Annotated in this window: 18 protein-coding genes; 9 read left to right on the top strand and 9 right to left on the bottom strand. The window is 40.2% G+C overall.

Annotated elements, in window-relative coordinates; all coding sequences use genetic code 11:
* Positions 1 to 174: 174 nt before the first annotated feature.
* Both E0H87_RS16040 and E0H87_RS04705 read right to left on the bottom strand, forming a co-directional pair.
* Positions 175 to 312, bottom strand: coding sequence for a hypothetical protein (locus tag E0H87_RS16040; RefSeq protein ID WP_165493935.1), 138 nt, complete (start codon positions 310 to 312; stop codon positions 175 to 177).
* Between the two features lie 25 nt (positions 313 to 337).
* Positions 338 to 2,869 carry a TrlF family AAA-like ATPase gene (locus tag E0H87_RS04705; RefSeq protein WP_131322558.1) on the bottom strand — a complete coding sequence of 844 codons (2,532 nt, stop codon included), beginning with the start codon at positions 2,867 to 2,869 and terminating at the stop codon, positions 338 to 340.
* Between the two features lie 908 nt (positions 2,870 to 3,777).
* Between E0H87_RS04705 and E0H87_RS04700 the strand changes: the two genes are divergently transcribed.
* From E0H87_RS04700 to E0H87_RS04690, 3 genes are all read left to right on the top strand, one after another.
* Positions 3,778 to 5,043, top strand: coding sequence for an anaerobic sulfatase maturase (locus tag E0H87_RS04700; protein WP_131322557.1), 1,266 nt, complete (start codon positions 3,778 to 3,780; stop codon positions 5,041 to 5,043).
* Between the two features lie 234 nt (positions 5,044 to 5,277).
* Positions 5,278 to 5,541 (top strand): sulfatase-like hydrolase/transferase, encoded by a 264-nt coding sequence (locus tag E0H87_RS04695; RefSeq protein WP_264757381.1) that lies wholly within the window; start codon positions 5,278 to 5,280, stop codon positions 5,539 to 5,541.
* Positions 5,542 to 5,793: 252 nt separating this feature from the next.
* Positions 5,794 to 6,438 carry a HEPN domain-containing protein gene (locus E0H87_RS04690; RefSeq protein WP_131322556.1) on the top strand — a complete coding sequence of 215 codons (645 nt, stop codon included), beginning with the start codon at positions 5,794 to 5,796 and terminating at the stop codon, positions 6,436 to 6,438.
* 61 nt (positions 6,439 to 6,499) lie between these two features.
* Here E0H87_RS04690 and E0H87_RS04685 read toward each other — a convergent pair whose 3' ends face one another.
* Together E0H87_RS04685 and E0H87_RS04680 are read right to left on the bottom strand one after the other, a co-directional pair.
* Positions 6,500 to 7,708, bottom strand: a complete 1,209-nt coding sequence (locus E0H87_RS04685; protein WP_131322555.1) for an MFS transporter — start codon at positions 7,706 to 7,708, stop codon at positions 6,500 to 6,502.
* A gap of 21 nt (positions 7,709 to 7,729) precedes the next feature.
* Entirely contained in the window at positions 7,730 to 8,152 is a 423-nt protein-coding gene (locus E0H87_RS04680; RefSeq protein ID WP_131322554.1) for a RidA family protein, read from the bottom strand.
* A 67-nt stretch (positions 8,153 to 8,219) separates the two neighbouring features.
* Here E0H87_RS04680 and soxR point away from each other — a divergent pair, with 67 nt between their 5' ends.
* Positions 8,220 to 8,747: a redox-sensitive transcriptional activator SoxR gene (gene soxR / locus E0H87_RS04675; RefSeq protein WP_227547310.1), complete on the top strand. Its 528-nt coding sequence runs from the start codon at positions 8,220 to 8,222 to the stop codon at positions 8,745 to 8,747.
* Positions 8,748 to 8,779: 32 nt separating this feature from the next.
* Here soxR and E0H87_RS04670 read toward each other — a convergent pair whose 3' ends face one another.
* Positions 8,780 to 9,706 (bottom strand): DMT family transporter, encoded by a 927-nt coding sequence (locus E0H87_RS04670; protein ID WP_131322553.1) that lies wholly within the window; start codon positions 9,704 to 9,706, stop codon positions 8,780 to 8,782.
* Between the two features lie 927 nt (positions 9,707 to 10,633).
* Here E0H87_RS04670 and E0H87_RS04660 point away from each other — a divergent pair.
* The 5 genes from E0H87_RS04660 to E0H87_RS04640 all read left to right on the top strand — a co-directional run bounded on the left by E0H87_RS04660 (position 10,634) and on the right by E0H87_RS04640 (position 15,767).
* Positions 10,634 to 11,761, top strand: coding sequence for a Re/Si-specific NAD(P)(+) transhydrogenase subunit alpha (locus tag E0H87_RS04660; protein WP_131322552.1), 1,128 nt, complete (start codon positions 10,634 to 10,636; stop codon positions 11,759 to 11,761).
* Between the two features lie 11 nt (positions 11,762 to 11,772).
* Positions 11,773 to 12,096: a proton-translocating transhydrogenase family protein gene (locus tag E0H87_RS04655; protein WP_116761332.1), complete on the top strand. Its 324-nt coding sequence runs from the start codon at positions 11,773 to 11,775 to the stop codon at positions 12,094 to 12,096.
* A gap of 3 nt (positions 12,097 to 12,099) precedes the next feature.
* Positions 12,100 to 13,554 (top strand): NAD(P)(+) transhydrogenase (Re/Si-specific) subunit beta, encoded by a 1,455-nt coding sequence (locus E0H87_RS04650; RefSeq protein WP_131322551.1) that lies wholly within the window; start codon positions 12,100 to 12,102, stop codon positions 13,552 to 13,554.
* A 251-nt stretch (positions 13,555 to 13,805) separates the two neighbouring features.
* Positions 13,806 to 15,146, top strand: coding sequence for an ammonium transporter (locus tag E0H87_RS04645; RefSeq protein WP_131322550.1), 1,341 nt, complete (start codon positions 13,806 to 13,808; stop codon positions 15,144 to 15,146).
* A 12-nt stretch (positions 15,147 to 15,158) separates the two neighbouring features.
* Entirely contained in the window at positions 15,159 to 15,767 is a 609-nt protein-coding gene (locus tag E0H87_RS04640; RefSeq protein WP_131322549.1) for a hypothetical protein, read from the top strand.
* Positions 15,768 to 15,850: 83 nt separating this feature from the next.
* Here E0H87_RS04640 and rsfS read toward each other — a convergent pair whose 3' ends face one another.
* The 4 genes from rsfS to E0H87_RS04620 form a co-directional block, all read right to left on the bottom strand.
* The gene (gene rsfS, locus E0H87_RS04635) at positions 15,851 to 16,252 is read right to left on the bottom strand and encodes a ribosome silencing factor (RefSeq protein WP_016166152.1); all 402 of its coding nucleotides are present in this window, start codon (positions 16,250 to 16,252) and stop codon (positions 15,851 to 15,853) included.
* A 75-nt stretch (positions 16,253 to 16,327) separates the two neighbouring features.
* Positions 16,328 to 17,122, bottom strand: coding sequence for a hydroxypyruvate isomerase family protein (locus E0H87_RS04630; protein WP_131322548.1), 795 nt, complete (start codon positions 17,120 to 17,122; stop codon positions 16,328 to 16,330).
* Positions 17,123 to 17,141: 19 nt separating this feature from the next.
* The gene (locus E0H87_RS04625) at positions 17,142 to 18,011 is read right to left on the bottom strand and encodes an NAD(P)-dependent oxidoreductase (RefSeq protein ID WP_131322547.1); all 870 of its coding nucleotides are present in this window, start codon (positions 18,009 to 18,011) and stop codon (positions 17,142 to 17,144) included.
* A gap of 37 nt (positions 18,012 to 18,048) precedes the next feature.
* Complete coding sequence (locus E0H87_RS04620) at positions 18,049 to 18,837, bottom strand: crotonase/enoyl-CoA hydratase family protein (RefSeq protein WP_131322546.1); 789 nt, start codon at positions 18,835 to 18,837, stop codon at positions 18,049 to 18,051.
* Positions 18,838 to 18,862: the final 25 nt, after the last annotated feature.

Raw genomic sequence — 18,862 nt, 5'->3', positions numbered from 1 at the left:
AATTTCATCTGAGCAACTTAGACATGTGATTTTTAATTCATTAGGTCTATTTAGGGATTAATTAACAATAATTGCTCCTTAGGTATGAAGTAGCAGTTAGCTAAGCATTAATTGTTTTTATAAATTAATTAATAAGGTTAAATTAACCTTATTAATTATTTATTTAAGAGAAAGTTAGCCCAGTATTCGTTTGAAACGTGCTTTAAATGCTAGTTCACCACCTTCCATTTGATTACAAATAAATTCTTTAACCGATTGATCTTGTAATCCACCTGATGTGTACGGCTGTAGTCTTTTCGATACTTGTTTCATTGCTACAATGTAATCTGCATCACCATTAACGACAATTGGTGCTGAATGACTGACAATTACTATTTGTCTTTTTTTCTTGTTTCTTGTTTCTTGCAATAGCAGGAATTACGGCTGAAGCTAACATTCCACAATCTAGATCATCCTCGGGTTGATCTAGAATTAACGGGTCAGTTCCATACGACATTAAGAATGAAAGCATGGAAGCAGACTTCTGCCCTGGAGACGCATTTTCGAGTTGTCGAAATTGATCTTCATTGTCCTTAAATTTGATATCCAAACCATCTTCAGGGAACCAGCAGTTAAATTTATCTATGTCATCAATAGTCATATCTCGAATACGATTTTTTAATGAACCATGAAGACCCTCATAGCTGTCATTTTCAATATTGTTAACAAGGTCATCATGAAATTTTTTTAGTTTTACTATCTCAGTATATTTTAGAGTTTCACTATTTGGTAAAAATTTGTTGATATTAAATAACGAGTGAAGTAACGAATTTTGATTAGCTACATCAAGAATACTTAAGACATGGCGCTCGATATGAGAATTTTTTTGATATCCAGTGATGAGGCTATCAGCTTCACTACTTAGAGGTAATACTTTAATTTTTAAGTCATCTAGATTTAAATTATTGATAAAATTATTTCTTAATAAAGTAAGTTGCTTCCTATGACAAATTATATCTTGATAGGTTTGTTCTTTTTCTTGTGATAACTCTAATACAGCTTGTTCCAATACTGGTTTATCATTAAGTATTTTAAGTAATTCTTGCTCATTAGAAAGTAAAGTATTTAATTCATCTGGAGTTATTTTCTCTGAGGCAAGAGCAGTTACCTTTGCATTCAACTCTTGATTTATTTGGCTAATATCTGAGGAAAGTTGTAAGTAATATGGAGTGTTACGCAAGCCAAGAATTTTTTCCTCATAACTTTTGATGAGTTTTTCTACATCTTCAGTAAATGAACTTTCAATTGTTTTAGCAGCACGTAAAAACTTTCCTAACTCAGAGTCTTCTATGGATGGATTTACTGATTGTTCGTATTCTATTAGCCCAGATAGCGAAGATAAATTCAATTCAAGGGAATTTATTGCCTCATCGAGCTTCCTTTTGTCTAGGTTAAAAGATTTTAAAGTATTTTGTAAGGGGTGTAATCCAGCATCTTTTAATATAGTTAATTTTCGAGTAATGTCGTCATATTGCCCCTGAATTTTATTTAAATTCAAAACCTCTCTTACAGCGATCCTATGATCACTACTTAATCTTTTATATTTTTCTTCTAACTCAAGTTTGGTTTTATTCCAGCTTTCAAAATTTACTTCTTCACTTGCATCAATAACTGTTAGAAATGCATCACTTTTTGTAGCAATTTCATATAGCATTTTTTGTGAATAAATTGAAATGGGAAACCGTGCTGTACTAAAAGTATTTTCTATTTCCCAGTCTCCATTCTCTGCTTTATGGTAAAGTTGAGAAACTTCTTTTGACCATTCTAATTTGTAAAGATCATTGGATTTTCTATATTCTATAGAAATTAGTGAATTATTATCTAAAGCTCCATCTTTAAACCGCGTAAGCATATTTAATTGATCAGAAGGGAGAAATTGATTTGTATCACGCCGTAATGCTAAGCGAATAGCTTCAATTATAGTGGACTTTCCAGATCCTCTACTTCCAATAATACTTGTATACCAAGGGCTTAACTCAATTTCTAATGGCTCATTAAGTTCATTCCTGCATAATGGGGATAATATAGAAATCTTAGTGATCTGCTCAGATGGGATGGAAGGAGGGGGGGACGGACTTCTGACAATACAATGCTCTGGATTAGTAAGAGCTATTTTGATTCCATCAAATGATGGTTTAGTCATTTTTACCCAAGTATAGCTACGACCCATTTCTTCTAATGAATGGGCATCAGAACCTTTTACATGAGCCAGTCCTTTTATAAGATTTCTTTGGTACTGGTAAGAGAGTTCTTCAATATTACCAATTAATTCAACAGCATGTGGTTCTTCTAAGAAAATTTCTTCCACAGCATTTTGATTGGAGTTTTGAAATACACCTTTAGCTTTATCTACATGAGCTGGGATAATTAATATCTCTTCAGAATTCTTTTTTGCGTTACGTATGATTATATTTGTCGCTAAACCTAGTACTAATTGGTGATTTTGTTGACCATTTGGCGGCATTAACTGTCCAATAAACTGCTCTATTAGTGCGGGGTCAATATCTTCGCGGAAAATAGCTAAAATATGAGTATTATCTGGAGCTGTTAATTCTACAGCAGGCATTATGACTATTGGGCGATAACCATTAGCAGGATTAGTCTTATTTTCAATTTCTAATTCTGTAAGGGCTGTTCTAATAGGAGTAATTCCCTTGGCTGTATTATGATCACTAAGTATCACACAGTCTATTTCATTAGACATTTGGCTAAGTAACCAGTCTCTACAAGAGCATTTAGGCTTTGTACGATCTCTAGGAAAGTCATCTGAAGCTGGTGAATGGCAGTGGAAATCGACTTTAAACCATTTACTTCCGATAATATTGTTCAAGTTAGCCCCTCTAATATTTGATAAATTTTTTCCGTTAATATACTGCCAATTTTTATAAATGCTAGGTAAAAAAAAATTGTTGTATATGTAAACTCAAAAAAATTAAATTAATTTTTTACGCCAATTTTACACCGTGAATGATTTTTATTTTTATATATTATTGATAAATATTGATAATTTTTATTTTTGTGTCCAATCCATCATCGGGGCAACACTGATTCGTGGAGATTGAGGGGTTTCAATGGTTTTTTCAGTATTCATTAAAAAATCAGACTCTTGATCAGTGTTCATCAGCTTTTGTCTACAAATACATGGTGAACAACCTATGTCTTGGAGCAGAAGCGGTGCAAAGAAATATGTGGGGAATTACATAAAAATCAGATGTCGCAAGACCAAAGTATCAATCCATATATTGAGCACAGCACAATAAAATGGTCTGAAACGCCTTCAATACGTAGATGAGAGGGGCTTTGGGAGTAGACACGAAAAAATGAAACGCGGTGCTTCATTTTTATTCAGGTATTTCCGATAGCGCGCAATACTACCACAAAAATGAAATTGGTTCATTTGGCAGAGCATGTGGCTTTGTGAAGGATGAGGTTTAACACATAAGAAATGTTATTCATGTTCAAGATGCTATTCGTGCTGCTCAAAGAATTGCCCCAACTATCTTGAACAGAAACTTAAAAGTTGAAAGCAAATATATTCAATATTGATCGATTAAAAATTGAAAGATGTATAAATAGAAGATGTTATGAAAACCAAGTAAAAAACTTGTAATTTAAATGTTTATGAATCCCTTAAAAGTTTTAAGACGCAATGCTTGCACAGTTTTTTTTGATTCTTTACTATCAGTCAATGCATAAAAAATAAATGATGTAGAACAAGAATAAACAGGGGAACAGCCAATGCGCATTATACCGACACAGACAGAATCCCCACCGCTCAAAACTGCCCAAATGATGGGGCAAGTATACCGTTATCATGTCATGATTAAACCCTCCGGTGCGCAGTGTAACTTGGACTGTAGCTACTGTTTTTATCTACACAAACAAGACATGTTGCATCAACCCAAAATGCCACGTATGGCAGAGTCACTGCTTGAACTACACATTAAACAATACATCCAAGCACAAACGGCTGATGGAGTGGTGTTTAGCTGGCAAGGTGGCGAACCGACGTTGATGGGTTTAGCATTTTTTGAAAGAGTGGTTGAACTGCAACAGAAGTATAAAAAGCCCAATCAGCGCATTGAAAATGACTTACAAACCAATGGCACGTTATTGGACAAAGACTGGTGCGCATTTCTAAAGAAAAACAATTTCCTTGTGGGTTTATCGATCGATGGGCCTGCCGAGTTACATGATATTCATCGCTACAACAAAGGTGGAAAACCGACACATGCCAAAGTGATGCAGGCTGCTGCGTTATTGCGCCAGTATCAAGTCTCATTTAATGCCCTATGTGTGGTGAACCGAGACAACAGCAAAAGACCGCTAGAGGTTTATCACTTCCTCCGCGATCAAGTGCAACCGCGTATGATTCAGTTTATCCCTGGGATGGAAAGTGCCCAGTTCCAGCAAACCGCACCCGGACATTGGAATCCGCAAGACTTACCGAAACTCGGTAGTTCGGCAGCACAACCGGGGACAGCAGACTCCGTGGTCACGGATTGGTCGATAGCTGCCGATGATTGGGGGATTTTCCTGTCTAAAATTTGGACGGAGTGGTTGCAGAATGATTTTGGGCAGGTCTTTGTTGACCAGTTTGAAAATATGATTTCGATGATGTTTGGCTACGGTGCACAGAAATGCGTGTCAGGACAAATTTGTGGCAAATCCTTAGCGATAGAACACAATGGAGACCTATTCTCCTGTGACCACTTTGTTTATCCCGAATATAAATTGGGTAATATTCACGAGATTCACCAAGGCGATTTAGTTTTTTCTGAGCGACAAAAGAAATTTGCATATGCCAAATCTAAGTCACTGCCAGAATACTGCCGTAAATGTCCTTATCTTCAACTGTGTTGGGGAGATTGTCCAAAGGATCGCTTCTTAAAGACCCCTGATGGTGAGGTCGGTTTGCATTACCTCTGTTCGGGTTTAAAGAAGTTTTTTCATACCGCAACGGCATCGAAGTCTGAGATTGCGAAACGTTTACAACCACATTAAAAAATTGTTGTAACAGACATTTAGAAAGTCATTTCTAAAAATTAAATTTGTAAGACACTGATATCGTTCTGTGTTTAGTGCCAATTGAATTTGAAACAAGGATGAAAATTCGTTTTATACGAATTTTTTTAAGGAAAATACCCTGAAAAACTTAATTTCTCGCTCTTTAGCGTGAGTTGGAGGGGTATTGCTGTCTTCTGCTCTGCTGGCGAACCCCCCAATATTTTGGTGCTTATGTCCAATGATGTAGGTTGGCAGAACGTCAGTGCCTATAGTCATGGCGTGATGGGCTATAACACCCCGAATATTGATCGGATTACCAAAGAAGGCATTATGTTTACCGATCATTCTGCGCAGCCCAGTTCGACAGCGGGGCGTGCAGCATTTATTACAGGTCAGTATCCAATTCGTTCAGGTATGACTACAGTGGGTCGCGCAGGTTCACCCTTGGTATTAAACCAGAAACACCAACGCTCGCAGAAGTACTTAAACCACTAGGTTATCCACCAGTACAAAAAGCAGCGACGCTGGACTTTAGTGAAGTAATTAAACAAATGCAGGCTCAAAAGCAATAAAATGCATTATGGATGATCAAGGCAGTCCAGTTCGTTGGGCTGTTTTTTATGGATATTAGATCTTTTTTATAAATTCATTTTTTATTGAACGCGTCAATACTCGTTTTTTGATTGAGCACTGTCTTCAAATTGGTTATGGTAAATAGAAGATAACAATAAAGAAATGGAGACGGACATGTTAGTACTCGAAGAGGTATTTAAGAATAAAAAAGCAGAGCATTCCGAAGCCTTTAATTTACGACTGCATCGAGGGATAAGTTGGTTTAAAAAAGCAATGTTGCTTGATGAAGATCTGGATCTAAAATTTATCAGTTTATGGATTTCGTTTAATGCCATCTACGCCCGTGAAGGCACCACATTACAACCTCAACAAGGTGTGAAGCAATTTTTAACCGTGCTGAGTCAATTGGATCATGAGCATAAGATTGAATATGTGCTTGAGCATAAAGGTAAACAAACCATTCATTTAATCTTAGATAATCCTTATATTTATCAAGGATTCTGGGATTATCATAATCATAAAATCAGTCAAGCATCTTGGAAAGCTGAATTTGAAGCTGAGCAGCACATAGTACATCAAGCTTTGCAGAGCAGGAAAACTGCCGAAATTTTGTCCTTTCTTTTTGCTCGCCTCAATACCTTACGGAATCAAATTCTACAGGGGGGAGTCGCTTATAATAGTGTGGTGAATCGCCGTTATATTGTGGATGGTTGCAGTATTTTATCGACATTGATTCCGATTTTTATGTATATCTTGCTGGAAAATGCTGAACAGCTAGATACGGACAAACCATTCTATCCAGTCATGCAGGTCTCGTAACGGGGCTGCACCGCATGAGTTGACACCATCCATAACGATAGGGCCAGCTCATGCAATTGGCTTAAGGCTGAAAGGTTTCACGTGGACTGAGTGGTTTGTTATAGCTGAGTAAATCAATCAGGGCGAAGACAGCAGCAGCGATCACCAACGAAATGCCCACCAGACAACTCATGCTCCAGCCACCATGATGCCAAGCATAAACGCCTAATGCTGAACCACAGGCTCCTCCAATAAAATACATGGTCATATAAATGGAGTTAATGCGAGATTTTGCATCTGGACGAATGCGGAAAATAATATTCTGATTGCTACTATGCACTACAGCCAAGCCTAAATTAATTAAGCCATAGCCTAAAATATAGCTGATGAGACTATGTCCACCTAAATACAGGAAGTACCAACTGACTGCCATAATGATACAACCAGACCAAGTGAGCACTGTGGTATAGCCTTGATCTGCTAATTTCCCGACATATTGTGTAGACAATGCACCGAATACGCCAATCAGTGGAACGATTCCGACCAGTACATCAGGGAGTTGGTAGGTTTTAGAGGTAAGCAATAGAGCGAGGGTTGAAAACAAAATGCTCATGGCTGCAAAGACAAAACCGCCAATTAAAGAACGTAAGACAAGACGACGTTCTTGTCGAAGTAATAGCCCCATCGACTTAAAGACTTGCGGGTAGCTCATTTTAAAAGACATCACATAAGGTAAACGTGATTTCAGTAAAAAAGCCAAGATTAAGGTAAAAATACCGCTCAGTGCATAAATCAGTTTCCAGTGAAATAGGTTCGACACCAGCCCCGCTAAACTGGTCGAAAGTAATAAACCGACCAATAAACCACTCATAAGAAAACCAATCACTTCACCTGTTTTTTCAGGTTTTACCGCCATGGTCGCTAAAGGAATCAGTACTTGAGCTGCAACGGAAAATAACCCGACGATGCTGGTGCCCAACCAAAGCATGGGCAGGTTGACCGCAAAACTACAAATAAATAAGCCAATCGCTGCGAAAAACATGAGCAACGGAATAAATTTGGTTTTATTCACCATGTCGCCAATGGGAACAATCAGCAATAAACCGAGTGCATATGACACTTGGGCAAAAGTAACCGTTAAGGCCACTTGTGACTCAGGGACATTAAAATATTGTTGAATCGAATGAATGAGAGGTTGGCAATAATAATTTGCACCTGCACAGAGACCACAAGCAACCGCCATGAGCCACAGCAGCGGTTTGTCTTGGCTAATATCGCGTGGAGAATTCATAAAGTTCCTTGGCTTGTTCGGTTAGTTGCAATAAGCGGTTGCTTCAATTTCAATCAGCATTCCTGGTATGGCAAGACACGGAACAGGAATCAGTGTGCAGGCAGGAAAGCTATGTTGTTTCCAGCGCTTTTGCATTTCCTGAATTAAAAACTGATGTTTCTTGGGGCTGTGGTCAACCACTAAAATTCTTAAAACAGCAATATCTAAAAATGAAGCATCGGCATGTGCAAGTGCATGGTCTAAATTGATCCAGGCTTGACACAATTGCTCGGCAAAATCTTGAGATAAATGTCCTCGTTGGTTTTCACCACCTTGTCCTGAAATGTGAAGTATACGTGAAAAGTGTCTAACTTCAGCCATGTGACTATAGGCAAAAGGGCGCGGATTATAAAGTTTTTTGGGGTTAATTAATTCGAATGGAGCATGAGATATAGCTTGTTGCATAAAAAATTCTGCTTGTGATTGATTTTTGTTAGTATCAAAGCTCAAGTTAACTTGAGGTCAAGCTTTTATGGAACAAAATCAGCAAATAATGTCATCGGCACAGCAGTGGTTGAGTATTGGTGATTTGGCAAAGCGCAGTGATGTTAGTGTTGCTGCTTTACGTTTTTATGAAGAAAAAGAACTGATCTGGAGTGCGCGAACTTCGGGCAATCAACGCCGTTATCAGCGTTCTATGCTCAGACGTATTGCCATTATTAAAGCAGCACAGCAAGTCGGCATTCCATTGCAACAAGTGAAGGTTGCCTTTACGGCATTGCCGAAACAAGGAAATGCCACCAAGCAAGATTGGCAGCAAATGTCACAGCAATGGCAAACCCAGTTAGATCAGCAGATTGTGCATTTATTACAACTGCGACAACAACTGGATTGGTGTATTGGTTGTGGTTGTTTATCCTTAGAGCAATGTCCACTGCGTAATCCAAATGATGTATTGGCTGAAACTTCAGCAGGGGCACATTTTCATGAGCTATTATTGAAGATGAATAGTGAAAACACAGAATGCTCCCTTTCTGCAAAGGATGATGCTTTGCAGTGAAAACCTTTCTCGATTGTTGGTGCTAGCTGGTATTAGTTAGCAAGCTTTTTCTTGGATAAGGTAATCATCATAATTCCGACAATATTGAGTACACAACCGATCCATTGCCAAAAATTCAAATGTTCATTTAAAAAAGCAACCGCCAATAAAATGGTCAGGATAGGGCCAACCGATGCAATCATAGCGGATTGAGCTGCCCCAAGCCGTGCAATACTTTGCATCAGGAGTATGGTCGGAACGACGGTGACAAAAAAGCCCAGTGCTAAACCATACCACAGTACGCCAACAGGCAATTGTTGCAGCAATAAAATCGGATGGGGAGTCACCCAAAAAAATTGCACCAATGTACCTAAACAAGCCGTACTTAAAGCCAGACCTGTAAAGTTCCATGATCCAAATTTTTGAATCAGTGGGGGCGTTAGTAATAGATAGGTAGCAAAGGCGATTGCGCTGGCAAAGACTAGGCTAGCGCCGAGCCAGAAATGCTCTTGAACAGGCGCATGCTGTTGTTCTTGCAGCATCACCAAAACAGTCCCTCCATAACTAAGTACAATGGCGAGTATACTTTTGACCGAAAGTTTTTGGCGATACAAAGCACAAGATGCCAATACGGTTAAAGTGGGGTAGAGGAATAAGATGATGCGTTCTAAAGACGCACTAATATACATTAAACCTAAAAAATCCAACCAACTGGCAAAGTAGTACCCCATCAGGCCTGCGACCATGAGCAGTCCCCAATCTTTTGCTTGCAAACCTTTGCTCTTTTCCCGATTGAACCAACAGATCAGTAAAAAGAACGGTAAGGCACAGGCCATGCGAATCGCCATCAAGAGTGTGGCATCCACCAAAGGTGATAGGGCATAAGCTTGTTTAATAAAAATCGCTTTGCTACTGAATAAAAATGCCGCACCAATCGCAAACAAACTGCCCAGCTGTGTGCGAGATAAAGAAAGATTCATAAAAATAGATCTTTTAAAAAGATAGGATGGCTAACGATATGCAGTATAGGCTTTTGGGCTGAAAGAGAAAAATGCAAAAAAATGATCAATCCTCATACTCTTTGGAATGAAATAAATGAAAAAACATGCGACAAAGTTATATGAATACAATTTTTTTATTTAAGTACTTAATAAATATTCAGGTATTTCTTTATTTTGTGAGAATTTTCTACAGCTTGATTGGCTTTTTGATTGTGCTAAAAGCTCGGCTTGCTATGATATGAATAATAAATGACCTAAAATAGTGCAAAATATGTCTAATGAAACATATTGCATCATCAGATTAAATGATTTGAAAAGTTTTTTTTAATTAAATTTTCTGCATTATCCGACTTTGGTCATATTTCATTTTTATATTGAGAATTAGAAAAGGTGAAGAGGAAGGTAGATTTATCGAGACGATGATTTAGGAAAAATCTTAAAGAATTTTTGCTTGAATTTTATGCATTTTAAAGCCAGCAAGATCGACCAAATTGTCATCTCGGTCAACTTTGCAGAGAAAAAGTAAGAAATGCCTGAGTTTTGTATAGCTGCAGAACTATTTTCTTTAGACGCAATTAACGGGGAATTTTGTCAGTAAAACCACTCAGTTTGATCAACCCACTATAGTTTTCCAAAAAGAAACAAGATTCTGACCCATAAAATGAAACGCGTGCCAATTGAAGAGAGGTTCAGTGTTGCAATGTGCTGGGCAAAACCGGTGAATGATATATCGAATAATTATTTTTATGAATCATCAGTTCAAAATGATGGTATTTATTAAATAAATATTGGGTGGTAATTTAAAAAAGTTCAATTAGAATCCAAAATTCAACAAGAACACATCCAGAGGGAACATCGTTTCTAACGGTGTTTACTAGATAGAGAAAATTAGCTTGAGGAACGCTCATGCAGATCGGAATCCCTACCGAAACTGTCGTCGGTGAAAATCGTGTAGCTGCTACGCCAGAGACAGTAAAGAAGTTGATCAGCGCTGGTCATAGTGTGGTCATTCAACGTGGCGCTGGTGTAAAGGCTGCTTATATTGACAGTGCTTATGAACAAGTCGGTGCCAAAATTACAGATGATGCCTATATCGGTAGTCAGATGATTTTGAAGGTTCGCGCCCCTAAGGGTGAGGAAATTCAAAAGTTAGAGGCAAACACCACTGTGGTGGCAATGTTTGATCCTTACCGTAATACCGAATTAGATCAATTTGCATCACAAAACGTGTCTGCATTTGCATTGGAATTATTGCCTCGTACTTTATCTCGTGCGCAAAACATGGATGTATTGTCTTCTCAAGCCAACCTTGCAGGTTATAAATCTGTACTTTTGGCAGCGGCAGAATATCAACGTATGTTCCCAATGTTAATGACCGCTGCAGGTACAGTTAAACCAGCTCGTATCGTGATTATGGGTGTGGGTGTTGCTGGTTTACAGGCCATTGCGACTGCAAAACGCTTAGGTGCCATTGTGGAAGCAACAGATTTACGTCCAACTGCTAAAGACCAAGTAGAATCTTTGGGTGGTAAGTGGTTAGACGTGCCTATGTCTGATGAAGAAAAGCAAAAAGCTGCGGATGCTGCCAAGAACGGTTATGGTTGGATGCCGGGTGAACAGTACATTAAAGATCAAGCTGCAATTGTGGATAAAGCGGTATCAAATGCAGATATCGTGATTACCACTGCATTATTGCCAGGTCGTGATGCACCACGTCTTATCCGTGCGGAAACAGTTGCCAAAATGAAACCAGGTTCGGTCATTCTAGATATGGCTGTTGAAACGGGTGGTAACGTTGAAGGTTCTAAAGAAGGTGAAACCGTCACAACTGAAAATGGTGTGAAAATTTTGGGTGTTCCAAATATTCCATCTACAGTGTCGACTGAAGCTTCAGCACTTTATGCACGTAACGTTTTTAATTTTGTCGAAACATTGTTTGATAAAGATAAAAACTTTGTCTTAAATCAAGAAGATGAAATTCAAAAAGCCCTATTGGTCACTCATGGCAGCCAAGTGCTGTTGAAGCGTGCATAAGGAGATTTCTCATGGTTGAAACAATTACAATTTTCGTCCTTGCTATCTTTGTCGGCTACTACGTGGTGTGGGGCGTTACGCCAGCATTACATACACCGCTTATGGCAGTCACCAATGCGTTGTCATCGATCATCGTGGTGGGTGCAATGATTCAAACTGTGGGGATCCCTGCAATTGGGGTTGATGCCAATGTTGCATTCCAAAGTGTAAATGTCGTGAGCATCTTGGGTGCAGTTGCAGTGTTCTTAGCAAGTATCAATATTTTCGGTGGCTTTGCAGTAACCGCACGTATGCTTGAAATGTTTAAGCCAAAGCAAAAGAAAAAAGAGGGCTAATATATGGAATTTATTCGAGACTATGCGGATTGGTTCTACCTGATTGGTGCTGTCCTCTTTATCTTAACGTTACGCGGTTTGTCTGGGCCAAAAACGGCGATTCAAGGTAACCGTTATGGCATGATCGCAATGGCGATTGCTGTAGTAACCACCTTCTTTGTTGCGGATCATCCTGTGATTTGGATGATTGGTGGTGCAATGGTGCTTGGTGCAGTTGTTGGTATTGCTCGTGCACGTACTGTACCAATGACACAAATGCCTGAAACAGTTGCATTGATGCATTCTTTAGTTGGTTTGGCTGCGGTACTGATTGCAATTGCTGCAATCTTGCATAACAACCAACTCACCGCTTTATTTGCACAAAATGAAGCTGCATTAACTGCTGCGGGTGTTCAACATGCGCATATGAGCAAGGTTCATTTATTTGAATTGTTCGTGGGGTGTTTCGTCGGGGCGATTACCTTTACCGCATCTGTATTTGCGTATGGTAAATTGGCTGCGAAAAAATGGGCAAAAACCATTTCTGGTGCATGGGTTAAACCTGTACAAGCGCTCATTTTCTTGGCAATGTTGGCGTGTGGTGTGTATTTCTTTACGACAGGTAATATGACTGCATTCTGGGCAATGACAGCACTTGCACTTGCATTTGGCTGGGTATGGATTGCGCCAGTAGGTGGTGGTGATATGCCAGTTGTAGTATCACTCTTGAACTCATTCTCTGGTTGGGCTGCGGCAGGTATTGGTTTCACACTTGAAAACAATATGTTGATCGTTGCGGGCTCACTTGTAGGTTCTTCTGGTGCGATTCTGTCTTACATTATGTGTAAGGCGATGAACCGTTCAATCATCAACGTATTGTTTGGTGGTGCGATGGGCGGTGCAGCAGTTGCATCGGCAGATAAAGGTGAACAAGTTCAACGTAACCATCGTTCTGGTTCAGCAGATGACGCAGGCTTCTTGATGTCAAATGCAGACAGCGTTGTGATTGTACCGGGTTATGGTATGGCACAAGGTCGTGCACAGAATGCAGTGAAAGAGTTATGTGAAATCTTGAAAGAGCAGGGCGTAAAAGTTCGCTTTGCGATTCACCCAGTGGCAGGTCGTATGCCGGGTCACATGAACGTACTTTTGGCTGAAGCAGACGTAGCTTATGAAGACATCTTAGAGATGGATGAGATTAACTCAGACTTCCCTGCAACAGATGTGGTGCTTGTCATTGGTGCGAATGATGTGGTGAACCCTGCGGCAAAAGACGATCCAACATCTCCAATCTATGGCATGCCAATTCTTGAAGCTCATAAAGCGCGTACCATTATGGTGATCAAGCGTTCTATGGCAACGGGCTATGCGGGCTTAGATAACGATTTGTTCTACAATGAAAAAACCATGATGGTCTTCGGTGATGCGAAGAAAGTTGTGGAAGATATGACCAAAGCCATTAATGGCACAGGTCACTAAATGAAAGCCTCAAGTCCCTTTTATAAAGAGGGATTTAGGGAGATTAAAAACCACCTTTCGGGGTGGTTTTTTTATGCCAATTTACAGCATTGGTGTGAACAGCAATCAAAATACAGAATAAAACCTGTACACAGCTAAATAAAATAAAAGCACGGTTATACAATTAGGTGAGTTCAGCACTTAATAAAAAATATGTGTTGTGCTTGGCACTGATTTTGCATTTTTGTGAACAGACTTCGGGGGGAATGTTCATGAAAAAAATAATTTATTTACTTTTACTTGGTTTATGGGGTGTTACAACAACAGGCTTTGCTGCTGATGCTGTAGCCACACAAGCACAAAATATTCAAGAAATTCGACTCTCACTCGACAGTGTTTGGGTGGTGATGGGCGGGATTTTGGTGTTCTTTATGCAGGCTGGTTTTGCTTTGGTTGAAAGCGGCTCTGTACGCGGGAAAAACACGGTGAATGTCCTGATGAAAAACTACATGGATGCGTGTTTGGGGGGCTTAGTGTTTTGGTTACTTGGTTTTGGCTTGATGTTTGGCATCAATACCACAGGATGGTTCGGTGCAAGTCATTTTGCCCCCAATCATTTGGATGATTGGCATTGGAATTTATTGTTCTTTCAAATGATGTTTGCAGCAACTGCGACTACGATTGCCAGTGGTGCCATGGCGGAACGCATTCATTTTGTCGCGTATGTGGTGAGTGCAGCATTTGTAAGTGGGTTAATTTACCCAGTATTTGGAAGTTGGGCATGGGGCAGTCTATTTGAAGGTGAGGGGTGGTTAAAGTCATTGGGTTTTATCGACTTTGCAGGTTCAACCGTTGTGCATTCCATTGGGGGATGGGTAGCGTTGGCTGGTATTGTCGTTTTAGGTCCTCGCTTAGGACGCTTCGGTCGTAACGGACAGTCTCATTATTTAGCGGGGCATAATGTACCCTTAGTGGCATTGGGTGGTTTTATTTTATGGCTGGCATGGTTTGGTTTTAATGCAGCTTCGACGGTCAATGCGACGGTAAGTATTGGGCGGATTGCCTTGAATACCCACTTGGCAGCCTGTGCAGCCGCCGTTGCCTATATGTTTTATGCATTACTACGCGGCAAAGCGATTCTTATCCGCACCACGATTAATGCTTCTTTGGGGGGCTTGGTTGCGATTACTGCGGGTTGCGCAACCATGACACCGCTGTTTGCAATCGTGACAGGTTTGGCAGCAGGTTGGGTGGTAAGTATAGTGCCCATCTTGATTGAAAAGTTGAAGTTGGATGATGTTGTGGATGCAGTCACGGTGCATGGCTTTTGTGGCGCATGGGGAACTATTGCAGCAGGTTTGTTTTATGAAGCAAGCCCATTTAATTCGCAAATTATTTCAATTCAATTTTTAGGAGTCATAGCAGGTTTTGTTTGGGGCTTTGGGGTGGCATTTGTAGTCTTTAAAGTGCTTGAAAAAGTATTGGGTAGCTTACGTGTCAGTAAGCAGCATGAGCAGCGTGGACTGGACTATACCGAACATGCGGAATTGTCTTATCCAGAGTTTCAGCGTGATGTAACTTTTGAAACCGATGGAATGACTAAACGTCATTAAGGAGGGCTAAGCATGCCAAATGAATTACTCACCATGGGACAAAAAAGAACTGCGATTGAACGTGGCTTAAGCCAATATTTAACTGGAATTGCTTTAGAGCGAGTTCTGAGTTATTGGGAGCAAGAATATGGAGATAAGCCTTCTTTTGTGCTCAACCGTTTTTTAAGTGAAGTGTGTAATACGGACGAACTGCGTTTTTACCGTAAAGATATGCTACGCCAAGTTTTATTCGAAATTTCTGAAGTGGAAAAACAGGTTTTACTTCAAGTCAAACCTCAGGAAAAACAAGAGGCTTTGGTTTCAGGACAATTGAGTGATGCCTTTGCGCAATTTGTAGCATATGTGGTGAAAGGTGTAGTACAACTAGATTTTGCCGACTTTGATCAGGATGTGAAACAACGACTAACTGATCTTGGGTATGTTGTAGTAGAACAAGCTGCAATACATGAGGTTAAATTTATTAGCGATTTGCCAATTACTAGTTATTCTCGGGTGATTACAACGGTTTACGAAGTTTATTGTGAATTTTATGGACCGAGCAAAGCGGACTTTGTTTTTGCACGAGCAAAAGAGCAAATTAAACAACAGTTTATGGATGTTGATTTGCATCAATTGATTTAGTTAATTTGCTTAACATGAGGCAACAAAAAAGCCAGTTAATTTTTGAATTAACTGGCTTTTGTAGACCGAATCGGTCATTTTTCTTATGCTACAGATTCTGGAGCTGTACGCCATAAACTTTCTAGGTCGTAAAATTTACGCGCAGTCGGCAGCATGACATGAACCACGACAAGTCCAAGGTCAATTAAAATCCATTCTGCATCACGTTCACCTTCGACACCGATAGGGCGGAAGCCAGCTTTACGTGCTTCTTCAGCCACATTGTCCGCAAGTGCTTTCACGTGACGAGTTGATGTACCACTTGCAATCACAATCGCATCTGCGACATTGCTAATGCTGCTAACATCAAGTTCGATAATATCTTTTGCTTTTACATCTAATAGAGCTTCATGTACAACTTTTAAGCAAGCTTGTACATCTTGAGCTTGAGAATTCATTGCGAGATCGAGAGAATTAGAAGCGCTGGGCGATGGTTCTAAATTCATAAAGGGTCATAATTCCTGACAATAACTCATCCTCTAATATAGCGGTTTTATCACCAAATTTCAATTGTCTGTTTTTTAACTTTGTGGATGCTCGGCAAAGTACTTGTTTTTCCATGCAAATGAATGATTCGAATGGGCTTGTGGGCGGTACTCGGCTGCAATAAAACCCGCATAATCACTGTGGCTTAACCAATCAAAAATTTCTTTAAAGTGAATTTGTGCCGTGTCGGGTTCATGTCGTCCTGGACAGTCAGCAAATTGAATATGTCCAATTTCTAAAATATTTTCTTTCAATTCTTCTAATACATTTTCGCCCATCATGGCCATGTGGTAGCAATCGTATTGCATTTTCAAAGCGGGATGCTGAACAGCTTCCAGAATCTCTTGAGCTTGCGCAATATTTTGAATCAGGAAACGAGGCATATCCGTGCCATTAATCATTTCAAACACAGGCTGAATATGATGTTCTGCTAGCATAAAGCAAGCGAGTTTTAAGTTTTTGGCTAAGGTATTTAGGCAAGGCAGTAGGTCACAATCGAGCGGTTGTTTACCCGCGAGAATATTAACGCTCGGCACTTTTAAGGCAACCGCATATTGAATTGCCAGTTCGAGCGCGTGGTGAAATTCTAACTCTCGTCCTGGAATCCCTGCCAAACCATTACCTCCTTGCATGAGGTCTCCAGCAGGCACATTAATCAGGCATAAATGTAAATCATGCTGAGTCAGTTGATTTTGAATTTCAGCAATACTGAGTTCATAAGGGAACTGAATTTCAATGTATTTAAAGCCATGCGCATAAGCCAGTGCAAAACGTTCTATGAGTGGCACTTCAGTAAAGATCATGGAAAGATTCACTGCGAGTTTAGTCATGAGCTTGCTCCCTGCATTATTATTCTGTTTCAACGTGTTGAATTACAGTGGCTAAATCTGATTCAGCATAGCCTTTATTCTGATGTGCTTGCAATTGGGATAGTGCTTTTTTTGCAACTGGAATATCTAATTGGAATTTTTCAGCCAACTGCACGGCATTATTTAAATCTTTTGATAAAGTCTGCACTTTCCATTGTACAGGTTCAAACTGATGATTGGCCATTCTTGGTGTTAAAATTTGAAACGGTTTTGAATCGGCAAATCCACCTGCCAATGCTGGAGCGAGTAGGGTCGTATCGACACCCGCTTGGCGTGCCAAGGCAACGGCTTCTGCAATTAAGGTGCTATTGGCTGCCACAATCAATTGGTTACAAATTTTGGTGGCTTGCCCTGTCCCTGTTTCGCCCATGCGTGTAACACGTTGTGAAAGTACATTATAAATCAGACTTAAGCTTTGAATAATTTCGGCATTGCCGCCAGCAAAAATAACCAATGTGCCTTGTTCTGCACCTGCTGTCCCGCCTGAAACAGGTGAGTCAATCCAATGGACGTGATCTTGTTGTGCCAGTGCTGCCAAAGATTTGGTTGTATCTACAGATAAGCTCGAGAAATCCACAACCACTTGATTCGCAGTCCAGAAGGGGCGAATTTTTTCAATCACTTGTTGTGCAGCAGAATCATCCGAAAGACAGGTTAAGATGACGGGATAGTCTGCAATGTTTTCTAATTTTAGCGCAGTTGCACCTAAATCAATGAGCACATCACAGGTCGCGGTAGTTCTGTTCCATACAGCCACTTCAAATCCAGCTTGAAGCAGTCGGGTGGCCATACGGCTGCCCATGAGTCCCATACCTAGAAATGCAATTTTTGTATTACGATCAAAACTCATTGGAATCTCTCTATAGCTTAATCTTGTTGTTTAAACCTTATTGAAACTGACGTGGAACAAATTGAACTTCGGGTTGCTTGTCTTTTTTACGTGCCAGTTGACTATTTTTGCCTAATAAAAGTTTCAGTTGCCAAATTTTCTCTAATCGTAAAGATTTACGTGGTTGATGTTCCATGGCATCAAGTACTTGCTTGGCTGCGGCTAAGGCATCAGGCGAGCGTTGCAGCATTTCTTCTGCAAGGGCTTGTGCTTGTTGTAACGGAGTTTCAGATAAATGCGTGACTAAACCGATGGTTTTGGCATAGTTGGCATCGAAAATACGGGCTGTCAGGGTAAGCTCTTTGGCTAGATCAAGACCAATCACGCCTTTGAGTGAACGGCTTAGTCCCATGTCGGGCACCAGTCCCCAACGGCTTTCCATAATCGACATTTGGGTGTCAGGATGTGCAATACGAATATCTGCCGCCAATGCCAACTGCATGCCTGCACCAAAGCAAAAACCTTCTAAGGCTGCAATGACAGGGGCGGGCAGCTCTTGCCAAATAAGAAAGGCTTTTTGGAAGAGGCTTTGTCCGGGTTTGACCAGTTCCCATGCCGCATAAGCACGGTTCTTGGGATTGTTTAAATCGGCAAGATCAATCCCTGCACTAAATACATGGGCTTCACCTGTTAAAATGACGCAACGAATGCTGCGATCCTTTTTCAGTTGATTGGCGACTTTGACCAATTCATTGAGTAAGGCAAAGCTCATGGCATTGCGCTTTTCTGGACGGTTTAAACTGACTGTTGCGATTCCATTTTGTTTTTCTACACGTAATAAAGCCATGTTGGATACTCTAATTTTGCTTTGC

It is taken from the genome of Acinetobacter sp. ANC 4178 (assembly GCF_004331175.1).
Lineage (GTDB): Bacteria > Pseudomonadota > Gammaproteobacteria > Pseudomonadales > Moraxellaceae > Acinetobacter.
The sequence above is the reverse complement of the archived record's forward strand: the minus strand, read 5'-3'. Positions and strand labels throughout refer to the sequence as shown.